This window comes from Oceanobacillus bengalensis, assembly GCF_003628445.1.
Lineage (GTDB): Bacteria > Bacillota > Bacilli > Bacillales > Amphibacillaceae > Oceanobacillus > Oceanobacillus bengalensis.
In genome coordinates, this window is record NZ_RBZO01000003.1 from 159174 (window position 1) to 175039 (window position 15866).

Below are 15866 nucleotides of genomic sequence, written 5' to 3' on the forward strand. Positions count from 1 at the left end.
GTAATTCGGTATCCTTCTAAAGCAATTATATCTATGTATTTAAGAAAGTTTTCGTATAAAGTATATAAAACAAGGTGCGAAGTAATTCGCACCTTGTTTATGCACTTATATTGCTATGATTGAACCTAACTTTACAGTGCCTTACTTTGATCTGCTAAGAATTCAATCGCTTTTCTCATAAGGATGTCACTTTCAATCGCTTCTGTATTTCCACCAAGCATTGGAATTAATTGACCTGCTTCAATTCCATACATGGAAGCCATTTTCTCAAGCTCTTCGTTAATATCTTCTTCAGATACTTCTAGATTTTCCGCTTTTGCAATCGCTTCTAACGTTAGATTTGTTTTAACACGCTTCGCAGCATCTTCTTTCATTTGTTCTTTTAATGCTGCTTCGTCTTGACCTGAGAATTGTGAATACATTTCTAACGTCATACCTTGCATTTGTAAACGTTGTTCGAACTCTCTTACCATTTGTTCTAATTCCGTTTCGACCATCGCTTCAGGAATTTCTACTTGTGCATTTTCAGATGCCTTTTCAAGTAGTTGTTCACGTTTTTCGTTTTCAGCTGCTTGTTTTTTCTCAGCTTCAAGCTCTTCTTTTTTCTTATTCTTCAATTCTTCTAGTGATTCAGCTTCGTCATCGACATCTTTAGCAAATTCATCATCTAATTCAGGTAGTTCTTTGAACTTGATTTCATGAATTTTAACCTTAAATGTTGCAACTTTTCCAGCTAAATCTTCCGCATGGTAATCCTCAGGGAAAGTTACTTCTACTTCTGTATCTTCCTCTGCTTTCTTTCCAACTAATTGCTCTTCAAATCCAGGTATGAATGAACCAGAACCGATTTCTAGTGAGTGATTTTCACCTTTTCCACCATCAAAAGCCTCTCCATCCATGAATCCTTCAAAGTCAATTACCACTGTGTCGCCATCTTGGACTTCGCCTTCTTCTTTTACAACAAGTTCTGCATGACGTTCACGGATTTTCTCGATTTCTGTATCAACATCTTCATCTGTTACTTCTACAGATACCTCTTCCACTTCTAGGCCTTTGTATTCACCAAGGGTTACTTCTGGTTTCACTTCTACTTCAGCAGTAAAGATTAAATCTTTTCCTTTTTCAATTTGCTCTATATCGACATCTGGTTGTGCAATTGGGAAGATATTCGTTTCGTCAATCGCTTTACGATAAGCGTCTTGTAGAACGACATCTACTGCATCTTGATATAGAGATTCAACACCAAAGCGTTTTTCAAAAAGTCCACGTGGCATTTTACCTTTACGGAATCCAGGCACTTGAATATCTTTAACAACTTTCTTAAATGCCTTATCTAATGCAACATCAAATTCTGCAGCTGGCACTTCGAATGTTAGTACCCCTTTATTACCTTCTTGTTTTTCCCATTTAGCTGACATATATTTTCCCTCCAAAATCTATTATATCCATTTTATAATTATGTACATGACTATAATTACTATATATTCCTCTAAAATGCAACCATCTTATTATATCATAATTCATAAGGCTTTCAAGCATTTCTACTAAATCAATCTATTCTTCTATAATGCTTAGATAAAGTGATTCGCACATTTTTATTTGTTCGATATAAAAAGTGACTTCTTTATCATGAACCTGATCTAACAGTTGAATATTTAAATATTCGCTCCCAATTACTTCTAACGCCTTTCCAATATGCACATACTGATTATCGCTAGGCAAAATTGGGTACATTACATAAGTATATCGACTGAGCACCTTTTTTAATAATTGATATAATGATGGATTTTGTTGCTCAAGGTCTGTTATATAGCGAAGTGTTTCTATTATCATTTCACTTGATTCCAAGTCTTCCACATTGGAAGGATTTATTTGTTGGCTTATGCCAAATTTATGTATGTCTACTCGTTTGTCCCAATTCATATCTTTTAACCAAATGAAAATTGCTGTTTTTGTTATAGGGTGAACATTTTCATCAGTGAGTAGTGCTTCGATTTTATTGGTTGGCTGGGCTTTTAGCTTCCGTAAATTCTCCACTACTCTCCACTGCTCAGGATAATCGTTTTTCTCCATCACTTCAAACAACTGACTAAGTAGTTTATCCCCGGAGTCTACAGCAACGTCTATTCTCATCCGCTCACTAATTTCATAAAGCTGTTTAAATTGGTCACGGTATAGCTTTGGAATATCATGGTTCTGTAACTCATATTCTATTTTATCCATTAACAAATCATATTGATGGGTTTGAAATAGAATGGTTAAATAAATATGTACATAATTGTAATAGCTCTTGCCTGGGTATTGCATCAATTCTTCGCATAGACGCTCAGCCTCATTAAATCGCCCTAACTCCATTAAACAAATTAATTTACCAGTTACAATCTCATAATCATCTATTTGATATGCTAATAACTTATTTAACTTCGATAATGCGGTTTCATAACGCTTTTCTTTTAGTGCTGATAAACTCTCTTCTTCTAATGTTTTCTTCCATTTCGGAAAAAGAATAATATTATCATTCTCCATCTGCATCCATTCACCTCCTTTTGTTAGTGTAATTATATTATAGTACGATATATATTAGATATACATTCCCTAATAAATAAAAAAGTAAACAAAAAGAAACTCAATTATCCTTGAGTTTCCTTCTTAACGTCCCAGGAGAGATTCGAACTCCCGACCCACAGCTTAGAAGGCTGTTGCTCTATCCTGCTGAGCTACTGGGACAAATATGGAGCGGGTGAAGGGAATCGAACCCTCATCATCAGCTTGGAAGGCTGAGGTTTTACCACTAAACTACACCCGCATTTTTATATGAAACATATCGAAATTCCACTCAACGACCAACACACCTCGATATCTACTAACATATCTAAAGGGTAGATCGTTACTTAATTTAACGAACAAATAACATTATATTAAGAATCCATCTTTTTGTCAATGATTTTACTAAAAAAAACAAACGAAGCAAAACCATATTGCTTCGTTTGTAGTTTAGGTACGAGTGCCTTCTATAGTGAACCTTGGAAATTCATATCTTGAACCAGCTGTCCGTCTACTGTGTAAAACTGTACACTTATGCTTTGTACTGTTTCCCATTCCATTACAGCATAGGTTGGTTCTGGCCTATTTCTAGGCAATCGGATACTACCAGGGTTAATGAATAGCTGCCGATCAATTTTTTCCGCCCCAGCTATATGTGTATGACCAAAACATATAACATTCGCTCCAACTTCTTCTGCACGATATGATAATTTCATTAGATTCATTTTCACATTGTACAGGTGACCATGGGTTACAAAGAATGTTAGCCCATCTATGGTAATCACTTCTTCATTTGGAAACATTGAATCCATATCACAATTTCCTCTTACTTTGTAAAATCCTTCTAATTCATCTGTGTTAAAATCTAGTTCAGAATCTCCACAATGAATCAGGTTAGATATTTGATGGCGCGCTTTTATGGCGGACAATTCCTCTGTTAAACCATGACTATCACTTACGATTAATACCTTAGACATGTGACAAATCCCCCAATAAACCTTCCAATTGGTCAATTGCATTTTTTCGATGGCTTATTTGGTTTTTCTCCTCTGGAAGGAGTTCAGCTAATGTCTTAGAATATCCTTCTGGAATAAAAATTGGATCATACCCGAAGCCATTCACACCCATTTCTTCAAAAGCTATTCTGCCCTCACAATACCCAGTCCGAAATAAGGTTTCTTTTCCTGGAATAGCAATTGCTAACATGCAAATAAATCGTGCCGTTCGCTTGTCCATTGGCGTATTTTTTAATTCTTCTAATACCTTTGCCATATTGGCTTTGTCATCTTTATCCTCACCAGCATACCGAGCAGAATATACACCAGGCCTACCGTCCAACGCATCAATGATTAACCCTGAATCATCTGCTAAAACCGGAATATCTAAATAACGAGAGATCCCTTCTGCTTTTAAAGCAGCATTTTCTTCAAATGTTTTTCCGGTTTCTTCAATATCAGGGGTGAATCTTTCCATTTCTAGTAGTGACTTTGCTACAATATTCCCTTTAGCAAAGAAAGTTTTAAATTCCCTAGCTTTACCTTTGTTTTTTGTTGCAATTACAATTTCTTTCATGATCCTACCCCTTACTTATTATCGTATTGTCTCTCCAACACGGCTTGCTAAGTCTCCAATGGTTGCTTTTTGAATTTCAAAAATTTGCTCCAACCCTTCCGAAGCTAACATCAACATTGTTTTTAATTGATCGACAGTAAAAGTAGCTTCTTCACCTGTTCCCTGTATTTCTACAAATTCCCCTGAACCAGTCATCACAATATTCATATCAACATTTGCCCCAGAATCTTCCTCATAGTTCAAATCTAATATTGCGGTATCATCTGCTAAAATACCTACAGAAGTAGCAGCCAAAAATTCTTTTACTGGCATTTGTTTAATCTTCTTTTTTTCTAATAATTGACCAAAAGCTAAAACGACTGCAACAAAAGCTCCGGTAATCGATGCCGTTCTTGTACCACCATCTGCTTGAATAACATCACAATCAACCCAAACTGTGCGTTCCCCAAATTTATCTAAATCTACTACAGAACGAAGCGCTCTACCTATTAGACGTTGTATTTCCATCGTTCTACCACTAACTTTACCTTTAGAGGATTCTCTTATATTACGCTCGGCTGTCGCCCTAGGTAACATAGAATATTCCGCTGCAATCCAACCTTTACCCTGTCCGCGCATAAATGGAGGAACACGTTCTTCAATACTTGCATTACAAATTACTTTTGTATTACCAACAGTAATTAAAACGGAACCTTCTGGATGACTAATATAATTTTTTTCAATTGTAATTGGTCTTAGACGATTATTTTCACGATGATCATTTCTCATATGTATAAACTCCTCCTTATTACAACCATTAGCTTACCATATTTTATACAAAAGGAACACGCACATACAAATCAAAAGAAAAGTGGAAGCGCCCGTTTAAAGACGTACGGAGGTGAGGGAAGTCTCGCTAGTCGTTGGTCCGCTTGCGCTAGACAGCAAAAGAAAAAGAAGAGGCTTATAATACTCAGCCTCTTGTTTATAGTTTTTCAGTTGGATTATAAGATTGTTTCGTTACTGGTTCATCATAAGTCTCACCGTTTTCACTTACTAATTGGTCAACATTTTCAACTTTTACATCTACAGCTTCAACACCTTCTTGTTCTGTTAACGTTCGTACAAGTGTTTCCATCACTTCATCTGCAATCACTGACTGTTCATCTTCCATTAATATGTTCTCGTTGAACATTAATTGTAATACACCATCTTCAAGTGTAGGTTCATTTGCTAGAACTGCATCAGAATTAAATACGTGCACAACGTTTGAGTTCAAACCAGGTCCTTCCATTAATGCTTGTACGATGGAGGAATAAACATTCTCCTCATTTGACTCAACATACTGTGTAACAGGAACATAATAACGATTTTCATTATGTTCTGCGGGATAATACATCGTTACTGCTTCACTTTCGAGCAAATCAACTGCATTTGCTTCTGCTACATTAATTCCATTCGCACGTGAATATCCATCACCCATTGGTGTTCCGTTTACAGGCATTACATCTTGAGGATGACCATTAATCCAAAGTTGAACCTTATCAACATTTTCAAATTGGGTAAGTGTATGTGTTATTGCCTCCAAGATTTTAACTTCTTCGGTTGGTTCATAATTTTTAAATTCCTCAGAAACATCTACAATTAATGTTCCTTCTTCATTTACATTCACACCTAGTATCTCTGTTCCTTCAGGTAATACTGCCTGAAAACCATTCGGTAACATCGAAGTCACAGGGCCCCCAATAACTAAATGCTCTAAGACCTGTGTTGCAACTTCCTTCGATTCGAGTTGTGGTAACTCAAGTGTTTGAGCAGCTAACATCCCATTCTTATCAAGTAAATATAGTTCTCTAGGTACCATTTCAGATACCTGTTCAGCCTCTTCATCCACAAGTTCCTCTGTTCCTTCAGTTGAAGATACATCTTCTATATTATCAACTGCTTCTGCATCTTCTTGCGGTGGATCCATTTCTTCATTTTTTATCGATTGCTCCCCCTGAAAACACCCTGATAATAAGATTGACACAGTTATTGCACCTGTTAATAGATAGACTTTCTTTTTCATGCCTATACCTCCTACGATGGTTTGTACTATTATATATACGAGCCTTCAGGAAAAATAGACCATTCTATATAAAATAGACATAAAAAAATCAGGTATTTTATTTTAATACCTGATTTTTCTTTATAGATGCTTTCTCCATTATTACCGAATTTAATTTGGAATCTTGAAAAATTGTATTTGCAATTTCAATAAATATTGTAAGTTCTCCAGTAGTGTAAAATTGATGAGTCGGTGTTCGCTCATCCGTATTTAAAAGCTGATGAACTTCTAATATTGTACTGGTTTCCCTAGCCGTTTCTTCACTGGAAGATATAATTGTAACATGCTCACCGATTACATCCTGTATGATTCCTTTGATTAAGGGATAATGCGTGCACCCTAGTATTAACGTATCCATATGGTTTTGTTTTTTCATAGGTGATAGCGATTCCCTTACAACTAATTCGGCTTCGTCACCAGACAGAATTCCTTTTTCGACGAGTGGAACAAACATTGGACATGCTAAAGCATTCACATGAATGTCTCCATTTATCCTTTCTAGGGCCATCGTGTACGCATTACTTTTAACCGTGCCTTCGGTTCCAATAACGCCTACATGGTTATTTCTTGTGGCCTTAATAGCAGCACGTGCACCCGGTTGTATCACGCCAATAACAGGAATATCTAATTTTACTTGCAATTCCTTAAGCGTATATGCTGTTGCCGTATTACAAGCAATAACAAGCATTTTAATATCCTTTTCTAATAAGAACTCAACCATTTCCAATGTAAATGTTCTTACTTCTTCTGGAGATCTTGATCCATACGGGCACCTTGCAGTGTCGCCTAGGTAAATTAATTTTTCTTTCGGTAATTGACGCATTAACTCATGTGCTACCGTTAATCCGCCTACACCTGAATCTATAACCCCGATTGCTCTGTCCAACAAAATCGCCTCTTCTAAAAATGTTATTATGTTATTTTCCACTTACAGCTTTCATTCGTTCATATAATAAATCTAATAACCTATTTAAGTGCTCCATATCTTCATCAGAAATATCATCCAACACATCACCTAAGAAAGCCTGTCTTTTCTCAATAACTTCGTGGATGATTATTTTCCCTTTTTCTAATAAATGTATACGAACAACCCGTCTGTCCTTTATATCTCGAACTCTTTCAACAAGTTGATTCTTCTCCATACGATCCACAAGATCAGTTGTTGTACTAAAAGCTAAACTTATTTTGTTAGAAAGTTCACCGATTGTTAAATCTCCTTCTTCTAAAAGCCATTGTAATGCAACAAACTGAGGAGAGGTAATAGGATAATTATTTAAGATTTTTCGGCCATTTTGTTTAATCATTCCCGAAATATATCGTAGTCTCTTTTCTGTTTTGACGATGGATTCAACTGTTACATCTTTATTCAAGCAAGTACCTCCTCAAGGTAATTCTAAAAACTTAGTTTATCATACTTTTTTAACATCTCTCTCGTTAGGCTTATAATCTATGATTCAATCCAAAAGAATGTTCCCATAATATAAATTTCATTTTTATAATTATAGCAGAACTTCAGGCTTTACCGTTATTAAAAGTATCTTAAAAAAGTAACACGAAGATGTGCGCACTAATTTTCATACTCGACATAAGCTATAGTGACTAAATAATTTCCCTTCATAATGCGGTTCTACAAGAGCAAGGAGGGGTTAACATTTGAAGGATAATGACTACAGACCGAAGCAATTATTAACGAAGCGCGAGAAGGAAGTATTCGAACTGTTAGTACAAGACAAAACGACAAAGGAAATTGCCCAGGAGTTATATATATCCGAAAAAACAGTCCGTAACCATATTTCAAATGCTATGCAAAAATTAGGAGTCAAGGGGCGATCACAAGCCGTAGTTGAACTTCTTCGCATGGGAGAATTAAAGCTTTAAACAGACTATTTCACCTTGCTTAGAATGAAACTATATGAGGTAGTCTTAAAGACTTCCTTTCATCACTGATTAATCAGTAATGAATAAAGAAAACCGACTTTTATTACAAAAGTCGGTTTTTAAATTTGTTTATTTACTATTTAACAATCTTTCCTTCATTGTATCGGTAAGTGCTTTAGGGATTGCCGTTTTCACATCAATATAAACTAACCTTCCTCTACCCGTTAACGTAACTTCACCGTTTTCATTTACAGCCATATAATGTATATCTACAGATGTATTACCTACATGGTTTGCTTTGACATACAAATGAATTCTATCATTGAAAAACATCTGCTTTTGATAATCACATTTAAGGTCTGAAACAATCACTGCACCTTGGTCACGCTTCATCTCATCAGCCAATCCTAATTCATTCATAAAATCAATTCTACCTTCTTCAAAGTAAATAAATGCGGAAACATTATTTACATGGCCATACATGTCTGTTTCTGAAAAGCGAATTTTAATTGGAATAGAGAAGCGAAATTCAGACTTCCAAGAATCAAAGTCTTCTATATAATCAATAGATTTCATACTGACCTCCTAATAAAAAGTGACTTTTCCAAATTAGAAAAGTCACTTTTTTGATCACGTAAATGTTGTGATAATTTTAATCCTCATGATAGGCATATCTAGCTCTAAAAATGTAGTGAACTTCACTAACCTATGACAATCTAACAGTTCGACATGTCAAACTTCCTTTAGCGCTCCTAAGCTTTTGTTCTTAATGCGCATTGTCGCTTCCAAAGAAGTTTTTAAATGCTTGAATATTGGTTGCGCGGTTCATTGCAGCAATAGAAGTAGTTAAAGGAATACCTTTTGGACAAACTTGAACACAGTTTTGTGAATTACCACATCCACTTATTCCACCTTCGTCCATTAAACCTTCTAGACGCTCACTTGCATTCATTTCCCCTGTTGGATGTGAATTAAATAGACGAGCTTGTGAGAGTGCGGCTGGACCAATAAAGTTCGATTTATCGTTAACATTTGGACATGCTTCAAGACATACACCACATGTCATGCATTTCGATAATTCATATGCCCATTGACGTTTCTTCTCTGGCATACGAGGTCCAGGTCCTAAATCATGCGTTCCATCAATTGGAATCCATGCTTTCACTTGTTTCAATGCATCAAACATGCGCTCACGATCTATAATTAAATCACGAATAACTGGGAATGTTGACATAGGCTCTAAGCGTATAGGTGTTTCTAATGTATCCACCAATGCAGCACATGATTGTCTAGGTGTTCCATTGATTACCATTGAACAAGCACCACAAACTTCTTCCAAACAGTTCATATCCCATTGTACAGGTGTTGTCTTTTCCCCTTTTGCATTGATAGGATTTTTACGAATTTCCATCAATCCGGATATAACATTCATATTTTTACGATATGGAACATCGAATGCTTCATCATAAGGAGTAGAATCCGGACTATCTTGTCGAGTGATTATAAACCTAACCGTCTTTTGCTCAGCCATTTTACTTTACTCCCCCTATTTTAGTGTTTTGTTGTATAGTCACGAACACGTGGTTTAATCAAAGATAAATCCACTTCTTCATAACTGAATACTGGTGTATTGTTCTTTGCATCATATTCAGCAATTGTTGTCTTCAACCATTCTTCATCATTTCGATCTGGGAATTCAGGTTTGTAATGTGCACCACGACTCTCGTTACGGTTATATGCACCAATCGTAATAACACGAGCCAAATGCAACATATTCTCTAATTGACGTGTAAACATAACTCCTTGGTTGCTCCAACGTGATGTATCGTTGATATTAATATTTTCAAAACGCTTTTGTAATTCTTGAATCTTTTCATCTGTCTTTAATAGTTTCGCATTATCGCGAACCACTGTAACATTATCTGTCATCCATTCCCCTAGTTCTTGATGGATTTGATAAGCATTTTCAGTTCCATCCATATTGATAAGTTTTTCAAAGTTGGCTTCTTCTTCTTCCACCAACGAATCAAATAGATCTGATGAAAGATCTTCAACGTGTTTATCAAGACCATCGATATATTCAATCGCTTTCGGTCCAGCCACAGAACCACCATAAATAGCTGATAATAGAGAGTTTGCTCCTAAACGGTTTCCACCATGTTGTGAGTAATCACACTCACCAGCAGCAAATATTCCAGGAATATTTGTCATTTGGTTAATATCAACCCAAAGGCCGCCCATTGAATAGTGAACAGCAGGGAATATTTTCATTGGTACTTTATGCGGATCTTCCCCTACGAATTTTTCATAGATTTCAATGATCCCACCAAGTTTAATGTCCAATTCTTTCGGGTCTTTATGGGACAGATCAAGGTATACCATGTTCTCGCCATTGATACCAAGTTTTTGATTAACACAAACGTCAAATATTTCACGTGTTGCAATATCCCGAGGAACAAGGTTTCCATATGCAGGGTATTTCTCTTCTAAGAAATACCAAGGCTCACCGTCTTTATAAGTCCAAATTCGGCCACCTTCTCCACGTGCGGATTCACTCATTAGACGCAATTTATCGTCTCCAGGAATTGCTGTCGGGTGAATTTGAATGAACTCACCATTTGCATATTTCACACCTTGTTGATACAGTTTACTAGCTGCTGAACCTGTGTTAATCATCGAGTTTGTAGACTTGCCAAAGATAATCCCAGGCCCACCTGTAGCAAAGATTGTTGCGTCAGAAGGAAACGCTTTAATCTCATGTGTCTTCATATCTTGGGCAACAATTCCTCTCCCAACACCTTCTTCATCAATGACAGCACTAACAAATTCCCATCCTTCATATTTCGTCACTAAACCTTCTACTTCATAACGTCGAACCTGTTCGTCTAAAGCATATAATAACTGTTGTCCTGTAGTCGCTCCCGCATATGCCGTACGATGCATCTGTGTGCCACCAAAACGGCGGAAATCTAATAATCCTTCTGGTGTACGGTTAAACATAACCCCCATACGATCAAACATATGTATAATACCAGGCGCCGCATCGCACATTGCCTTTACTTGTGGTTGGTTTGCAAGAAAATCTCCACCATATACGGTATCATCAAAGTGAAGCCACGGAGAATCTCCTTCCCCTTTCGTGTTTACTGCCCCGTTAATACCACCTTGCGCACAAACTGAGTGAGAGCGTTTTACAGGAACGATAGAAAATAAATCTACATTTACACCTGCTTCAGCAGCTTTAATAGTTGCCATTAGCCCTGCCAGTCCACCACCGACTACGGCTACTTTACGATTACTCATTGTACTCACTCTCCTTTTCTATCTATATATTAAACCCCAAATGCAAATTGAATTAATGTTCTTACCCCAAGATAACTAATAGCGAAAAATACAATAATACAAGCATAGCTTGCAATCTTTTGTGATTTAGGAGTTTGTGTTATGCCCCAAGATACTAGGAAACTCCATAATCCATTCGCGAAATGGAAGACTGCAGAAATCACACCAACAATATAGAACCAGAACATAAATTGATTTGTTAAAATACCTTCCATTAAGCTATAGTCAGCCTCTGCTCTACCTAAACCTATTTGTACACGTGTTTCCCATACATGCCAAACAATAAATACAAGTGTTATGAGACCGGTAATACGTTGCAGGGCAAACATCCAATTTCTGAAAAAGCCAAACTTCTTCGTGTTATACGAAGCGGTAAATGCAATATATACCCCTAATATTGCATGATACAAGATTGGTAGATAAATGATGAAAATCTCCAAAAGTAATACAAACGGAAGACTCCCCATAAATCCAGCAGCTGTATTAAAGCTTTCTTCACCATACACGGCAAAATGATTCACAATTAAATGTTGGGTCAGAAATATTCCAATTGGTACTACCCCGAGTAGCGAATGCAGTCTTCTGTTAAAGAATTCACGTTGTTCTGCCATGTTTTTCCCCCCTTAGTAGAATAATAGTCTTGATGTGTACAATTAAAAAGTAAAGCGCTTTTATTAAAATCATCGTTACTCTTTAAATTTGTACAATTTGTAAACATATTTATTGTACTTCTAACTGGTATAAGCGTCAAGAAAAGGACGTCGAAAAAAATTAATAATAACTACTTTTTTCATTATTTAGGTAAAGTAATATATTGAAAGCAATACTTGATAAATCATGAAATTAAATAGATAATAAGACAGTAAAAGTTTTGGGTTACGTGATTTGCATGTTAGAAAGGAATGACATCAATGTCAAAAAAACTAGAAAAACTACAAATTTCCGAGCTAAACCAGATGCATTCGTCTGGTGCTGGCTATGATGTCTTAAGGTATATTGGTCTACCTGATCTCCTTGGAAGAGAAGCAGAAACACTACTCTATTTTATGGGAAAAAACCTTGCGAGGAAATTTGAAATAAACACGTTGGATGACCTCTATTATATATATGAGCATTTGGGTTGGGGGAAATTAGAATTAGTAAAGGAAAAGAGAAACAAGCTCACATTCCATTTGATGTCGGATTCAGTTGTACTTCGACTTAAGGCACCTTTTGAAACGGATTTTAGGTTGGAGGCTGGCTTCTTAGCAGAAGCAATTGAAGGAATAAAAGAAACTGAATGTGAATGCATGGAAGAAATTAATCAGCGTATTCATCTTGTTAAATTCTCGGTTGTTTATACGAGTTAGAAGTAGAACGAACCAAATAAATAAGCTGTTGTTCATCAAATCGAACGACAGCTTATTTATTATCATCATTTAAATGTTCAATAATATCCTTTGCTGTATTTATTGGGATACCTAGCTTGGTTATTTCAGCTAATTCTGCCTGTTTTATTTCATCAATTGATTTAAAATGCTGAAGCAACAACTTTCTACGTTTCTCACCAACACCAGGGATTTCGTCAAGTTTAGAACCTACAACATGCCCACCTCTCAATTGTCTATGAAAGGAAATTGCAAATCGATGCACCTCATCTTGAATACGCTGGACGAGGTAAAATTCCTGCGATTTCCTTGATAACGGTACTACTGCAGGTGGATTACCATATAGTAATTCACTTGTTCTATGTTTATCATCCTTTGCTAATCCACATAAAGGAATATCAAGACCTAATTCATTCTCTAACACGTCTAAAGCTGCACTCATTTGTCCTTTGCCACCATCGATTACAATTAAGTCAGCAAGTGGCAATCCTTCTTTTAAAACTCTGCTATACCTTCTTCTAATAACTTCTCGCATCGTTTCATAGTCATCTGGACCCTCAACATCTCTAATTTTATATTTTCGATAATCTTTTTTACTAGCCTTCCCGTCTACAAATACAACCATCGCGGATACAGGGTCTGTTCCTTGAATATTCGAGTTATCAAATGCCTCAATACGGTGTGGTACCTCAATATTTAAACTATCACCTAGTTTTTCAACCGCTACAATCGTCCGTTCTTCATCACGTTCAATTAGAGAAAACTTCTCTGAAAGAGCAATTTTCGCATTTTCAGTGGCTAATTCAACTAATTCTTTTTTACGTCCTCTAAAAGGTGTATGAACACTCGTTTCTAATAGCTTCTCAAGTATTTCAACATCTGTACCAATCGGTACAAGTATTTGTTTCGGTTTAATATGCTGCTTGTGAAGATAAAATCTACCAACAAAGCTGAGAAATGTGTCTTCTGGTGCATCAAAGAAAGGAAACACGGAAACATCTCTTTCAATCAATTTCCCTTGTCTAACAAAAAACACTTGGATACACATCCAGCCTTTATCATAGCTGTATCCAAATACATCACGATTGATTTGATCATTTAATGTCATTTTTTGTTGTTCCATCACGACTTCAATATGATTTATTTGATCACGTAATTCTTTTGCTCGTTCAAAATTAAGGTTTTCACTCGCTTCGTACATTTTATCTGATAAGTGTTTTTTTATTTCTTTAAAACCACCATTTAGAAATGATGTGATTTCTTGGACAATACTATGATATTCTTCGGTGGTTGGTGGTTTTTCACTACACGCCAAACATTGATTCATATGATAATAGAGACACGGCCTACCTGCCGGGTTATTGCATTTCCTTAATGGATAAAGACGATCTAATAATTTCTTTGTTTCCCTCGCGGCAATGACATTAGGATATGGTCCAAAGTATTTTGCTCTATCTTTTTTCAATTTCCGTGTAATCATTAATCGTGGATGTCTTTCAGAAGTAATTTTCAAATATGGATACGATTTGTCATCTTTCAGCATAACATTGTATTTTGGATCATACTTTTTGATTAAATTCATTTCAAGAATAAGTGCTTCAATTTCCGAAGAAGTAACGACATACTCAAAATCCACAATTTCTTGTACTAAACGTTGCGTCTTTTTGTCATGTGCTCCAGTAAAATACGAACGTACACGATTCTTTAATGCCTTTGATTTTCCGACATAAATTACTGTTCCATGTTTATCTTTCATAAAGTAACAACCTGGTTGTGCTGGTAGAATAGCTAATTTTTCACTTATTGTTCGATTCATTTTTTCATTCCTCCCAGAAAAGTGCAAGCGCCCGTTTAGCGACGTACGGACTACGCCTACGTTGTTTGTGGGTGGTTCGATTTTAATCGAACGTTCCTTCGTAGGAGATAAAGGAAACATGCCCCTTTATGGGGTATGCCGATGTTGGGCATAGCCCGTTCTTAGTCGGCCTTCCTTTGGAACTAGTCAAAGGAAGTTCGACTATGTCGAACTGTTATCGTACGGAGGTGAGGAAAGTCTCGCTAGTCGCTGGGCCGCTTGCGCTAGACATGGCCCATTACTAAAAACAGTATAATTCGTCTAAAACCACACACTATCTTAACCTCTTACAAAATCCCTTGTTACCGAAGCAACAAGGGATTTTTATGTGGTTAAAATTTAAGCGTGCTTGTTAATTAAATCAACTAGCGCTTCTTTTGGTTGATAACCAATTGCTTGATCAACAACATTTCCATCTTTAAATAATAATAAAGTCGGAATACTCATCACACCAAATTTGCTAGCTGTTTCCTGATTTTCATCTACATCTAACTTAACGATCTGAACTTTTTCGTTCATTTCTCCATCGATTTCTTCTAATACAGGTGCTATCATTTTACATGGTCCACACCATGGCGCCCAAAAATCAGCTAAAACTAATCCTTTAGACGTTGCTTGCGCAAAATTTTGATCAGTTACTTGTTCAATAGCCATTTACATTTCCTCCTTTAAAAACATTAACCACTTACAACGTAGTATATCATCGTTAAGATATACTTCCTAATAGTTTGCTTATTCTCTTTTTAGTATCTTACATTATATAAATTTCAATCTAATATTTATATAAGTTGTTGTTTTTGTGATAAAAGATATAAACTGCGAGGTAACATCGAACTTAAAAAAATAACTTGCTTGTACTCTCAAGATCAATAAAGAATTATGAATGCCAATACTCAACGAAGCTATCAAGAATGAAATAGAGCAAAACCCTCATGAAATGAACTTGATAAGCCTTCTCAAGATTAAAATTGAGCAAAATTCTCTTCAAATGAACTTGATAAGCTCTCTCAAGATTAAAATAAAGCAAAATTCTCTTCAAATGAACTTGATAAGCCTTCTCAAGATTGAAATAGAGCAAAACCCTCTTCAAATGAACTTGATAAGCTCTCTCAAGAAAATTCCCCAAATTATTGTTACCTCACAGTTTATATCAACTGCGAGGAAAAGCAACCAAATTTACATAAAGCTCCAAAAACAAGATGCCCAATCAAAAGATTAGGCA

General features: G+C 36.1%; 17 protein-coding genes and 2 tRNA genes. 3 read left to right on the forward strand and 16 right to left on the reverse strand.

Annotated elements, in window-relative coordinates; genetic code table 11:
- Positions 1–131: 131 nt before the first annotated feature.
- From tig to D8M05_RS03520, 10 genes are all read right to left on the reverse strand, one after another.
- Positions 132–1418: a trigger factor gene (tig, locus tag D8M05_RS03475; RefSeq protein ID WP_121128683.1), complete on the reverse strand. Its 1287-nt coding sequence runs from the start codon at positions 1416–1418 to the stop codon at positions 132–134.
- A 136-nt stretch (positions 1419–1554) separates the two neighbouring features.
- Positions 1555–2532 carry a DUF3196 family protein gene (locus tag D8M05_RS03480; protein ID WP_121128685.1) on the reverse strand — a complete coding sequence of 326 codons (978 nt, stop codon included), beginning with the start codon at positions 2530–2532 and terminating at the stop codon, positions 1555–1557.
- Positions 2533–2653: 121 nt separating this feature from the next.
- Positions 2654–2727 (reverse strand) — tRNA-Arg (locus D8M05_RS03485).
- A gap of 5 nt (positions 2728–2732) precedes the next feature.
- A tRNA-Gly gene (locus tag D8M05_RS03490) sits at positions 2733–2806 on the reverse strand.
- 205 nt (positions 2807–3011) lie between these two features.
- Positions 3012–3521 carry a metallophosphoesterase family protein gene (locus D8M05_RS03495; protein WP_121128687.1) on the reverse strand — a complete coding sequence of 170 codons (510 nt, stop codon included), beginning with the start codon at positions 3519–3521 and terminating at the stop codon, positions 3012–3014.
- Positions 3514–4116 carry an XTP/dITP diphosphatase gene (locus D8M05_RS03500; protein ID WP_121128689.1) on the reverse strand — a complete coding sequence of 201 codons (603 nt, stop codon included), beginning with the start codon at positions 4114–4116 and terminating at the stop codon, positions 3514–3516. Before D8M05_RS03500 ends, D8M05_RS03495 begins: the two co-directional genes overlap by 8 nt.
- 18 nt (positions 4117–4134) lie before the next feature.
- Complete coding sequence (gene rph / locus D8M05_RS03505; protein ID WP_121128691.1) at positions 4135–4884, reverse strand: ribonuclease PH; 750 nt, start codon at positions 4882–4884, stop codon at positions 4135–4137.
- Between the two features lie 196 nt (positions 4885–5080).
- Positions 5081–6163, reverse strand: a complete 1083-nt coding sequence (locus D8M05_RS03510) for a GerMN domain-containing protein (protein ID WP_121128693.1) — start codon at positions 6161–6163, stop codon at positions 5081–5083.
- Positions 6164–6260: 97 nt separating this feature from the next.
- A complete protein-coding gene (gene racE / locus D8M05_RS03515; RefSeq protein ID WP_121128695.1) occupies positions 6261–7088 on the reverse strand; it encodes a glutamate racemase in 828 nt (275 codons plus the stop codon).
- Positions 7089–7119: 31 nt separating this feature from the next.
- The gene (locus D8M05_RS03520) at positions 7120–7506 is read right to left on the reverse strand and encodes a MarR family winged helix-turn-helix transcriptional regulator (protein WP_121128753.1); all 387 of its coding nucleotides are present in this window, start codon (positions 7504–7506) and stop codon (positions 7120–7122) included.
- Between the two features lie 349 nt (positions 7507–7855).
- Here D8M05_RS03520 and D8M05_RS03525 point away from each other — a divergent pair, with 349 nt between their 5' ends.
- Positions 7856–8080, forward strand: a complete 225-nt coding sequence (locus tag D8M05_RS03525; RefSeq protein ID WP_121128697.1) for a helix-turn-helix domain-containing protein — start codon at positions 7856–7858, stop codon at positions 8078–8080.
- Positions 8081–8209: 129 nt separating this feature from the next.
- On the opposite strand, the gene D8M05_RS03530 is transcribed toward D8M05_RS03525, so the two are convergent.
- The 4 genes from D8M05_RS03530 to D8M05_RS03545 form a co-directional block, all read right to left on the reverse strand.
- On the reverse strand, positions 8210–8656 hold the full coding sequence (locus D8M05_RS03530; protein ID WP_121128699.1) for an acyl-CoA thioesterase: 447 nt from the start codon (positions 8654–8656) through the stop codon (positions 8210–8212).
- 190 nt (positions 8657–8846) lie between these two features.
- Positions 8847–9611, reverse strand: coding sequence for a succinate dehydrogenase iron-sulfur subunit (sdhB, locus tag D8M05_RS03535; protein ID WP_121128701.1), 765 nt, complete (start codon positions 9609–9611; stop codon positions 8847–8849).
- Positions 9612–9631: 20 nt separating this feature from the next.
- Positions 9632–11383, reverse strand: a complete 1752-nt coding sequence (sdhA, locus tag D8M05_RS03540) for a succinate dehydrogenase flavoprotein subunit (RefSeq protein ID WP_121128703.1) — start codon at positions 11381–11383, stop codon at positions 9632–9634.
- Between the two features lie 29 nt (positions 11384–11412).
- Positions 11413–12033 (reverse strand): succinate dehydrogenase cytochrome b558 subunit, encoded by a 621-nt coding sequence (locus D8M05_RS03545; RefSeq protein ID WP_121128705.1) that lies wholly within the window; start codon positions 12031–12033, stop codon positions 11413–11415.
- A 300-nt stretch (positions 12034–12333) separates the two neighbouring features.
- Here D8M05_RS03545 and D8M05_RS03550 point away from each other — a divergent pair, with 300 nt between their 5' ends.
- Entirely contained in the window at positions 12334–12771 is a 438-nt protein-coding gene (locus D8M05_RS03550; protein ID WP_121128707.1) for a YslB family protein, read from the forward strand.
- Between the two features lie 52 nt (positions 12772–12823).
- Here D8M05_RS03550 and uvrC read toward each other — a convergent pair whose 3' ends face one another.
- Positions 12824–14605, reverse strand: coding sequence for an excinuclease ABC subunit UvrC (gene uvrC, locus D8M05_RS03555; protein WP_121128709.1), 1782 nt, complete (start codon positions 14603–14605; stop codon positions 12824–12826).
- A 378-nt stretch (positions 14606–14983) separates the two neighbouring features.
- Positions 14984–15298, reverse strand: a complete 315-nt coding sequence (gene trxA / locus D8M05_RS03560; protein WP_121128711.1) for a thioredoxin — start codon at positions 15296–15298, stop codon at positions 14984–14986.
- Between the two features lie 229 nt (positions 15299–15527).
- On the opposite strand from trxA, the gene D8M05_RS03565 reads away from it, so the two are divergent.
- On the forward strand, positions 15528–15863 hold the full coding sequence (locus tag D8M05_RS03565; RefSeq protein WP_121128713.1) for a hypothetical protein: 336 nt from the start codon (positions 15528–15530) through the stop codon (positions 15861–15863).
- The last annotated feature ends 3 nt before the right edge of the window (positions 15864–15866 follow it).

Coding starts and splice junctions, on each gene's coding strand:
- rph (WP_121128691.1), bottom strand. CDS start 4,884: ATGAGAAATGATCATCGTGAAAATAATCGTCTAAGACCAATTACAATT.
- trxA (WP_121128711.1), bottom strand. CDS start 15,298: ATGGCTATTGAACAAGTAACTGATCAAAATTTTGCGCAAGCAACGTCT.
- D8M05_RS03510 (WP_121128693.1), bottom strand. CDS start 6,163: ATGAAAAAGAAAGTCTATCTATTAACAGGTGCAATAACTGTGTCAATC.
- D8M05_RS03520 (WP_121128753.1), bottom strand. CDS start 7,506: ATGATTAAACAAAATGGCCGAAAAATCTTAAATAATTATCCTATTACC.
- D8M05_RS03545 (WP_121128705.1), bottom strand. CDS start 12,033: ATGGCAGAACAACGTGAATTCTTTAACAGAAGACTGCATTCGCTACTC.
- sdhB (WP_121128701.1), bottom strand. CDS start 9,611: ATGGCTGAGCAAAAGACGGTTAGGTTTATAATCACTCGACAAGATAGT.
- D8M05_RS03530 (WP_121128699.1), bottom strand. CDS start 8,656: ATGAAATCTATTGATTATATAGAAGACTTTGATTCTTGGAAGTCTGAA.
- sdhA (WP_121128703.1), bottom strand. CDS start 11,383: ATGAGTAATCGTAAAGTAGCCGTAGTCGGTGGTGGACTGGCAGGGCTA.
- D8M05_RS03480 (WP_121128685.1), bottom strand. CDS start 2,532: ATGCAGATGGAGAATGATAATATTATTCTTTTTCCGAAATGGAAGAAA.
- D8M05_RS03565 (WP_121128713.1), top strand. CDS start 15,528: ATGCCAATACTCAACGAAGCTATCAAGAATGAAATAGAGCAAAACCCT.
- tig (WP_121128683.1), bottom strand. CDS start 1,418: ATGTCAGCTAAATGGGAAAAACAAGAAGGTAATAAAGGGGTACTAACA.
- D8M05_RS03495 (WP_121128687.1), bottom strand. CDS start 3,521: ATGTCTAAGGTATTAATCGTAAGTGATAGTCATGGTTTAACAGAGGAA.
- uvrC (WP_121128709.1), bottom strand. CDS start 14,605: ATGAATCGAACAATAAGTGAAAAATTAGCTATTCTACCAGCACAACCA.
- D8M05_RS03500 (WP_121128689.1), bottom strand. CDS start 4,116: ATGAAAGAAATTGTAATTGCAACAAAAAACAAAGGTAAAGCTAGGGAA.
- D8M05_RS03550 (WP_121128707.1), top strand. CDS start 12,334: ATGTCAAAAAAACTAGAAAAACTACAAATTTCCGAGCTAAACCAGATG.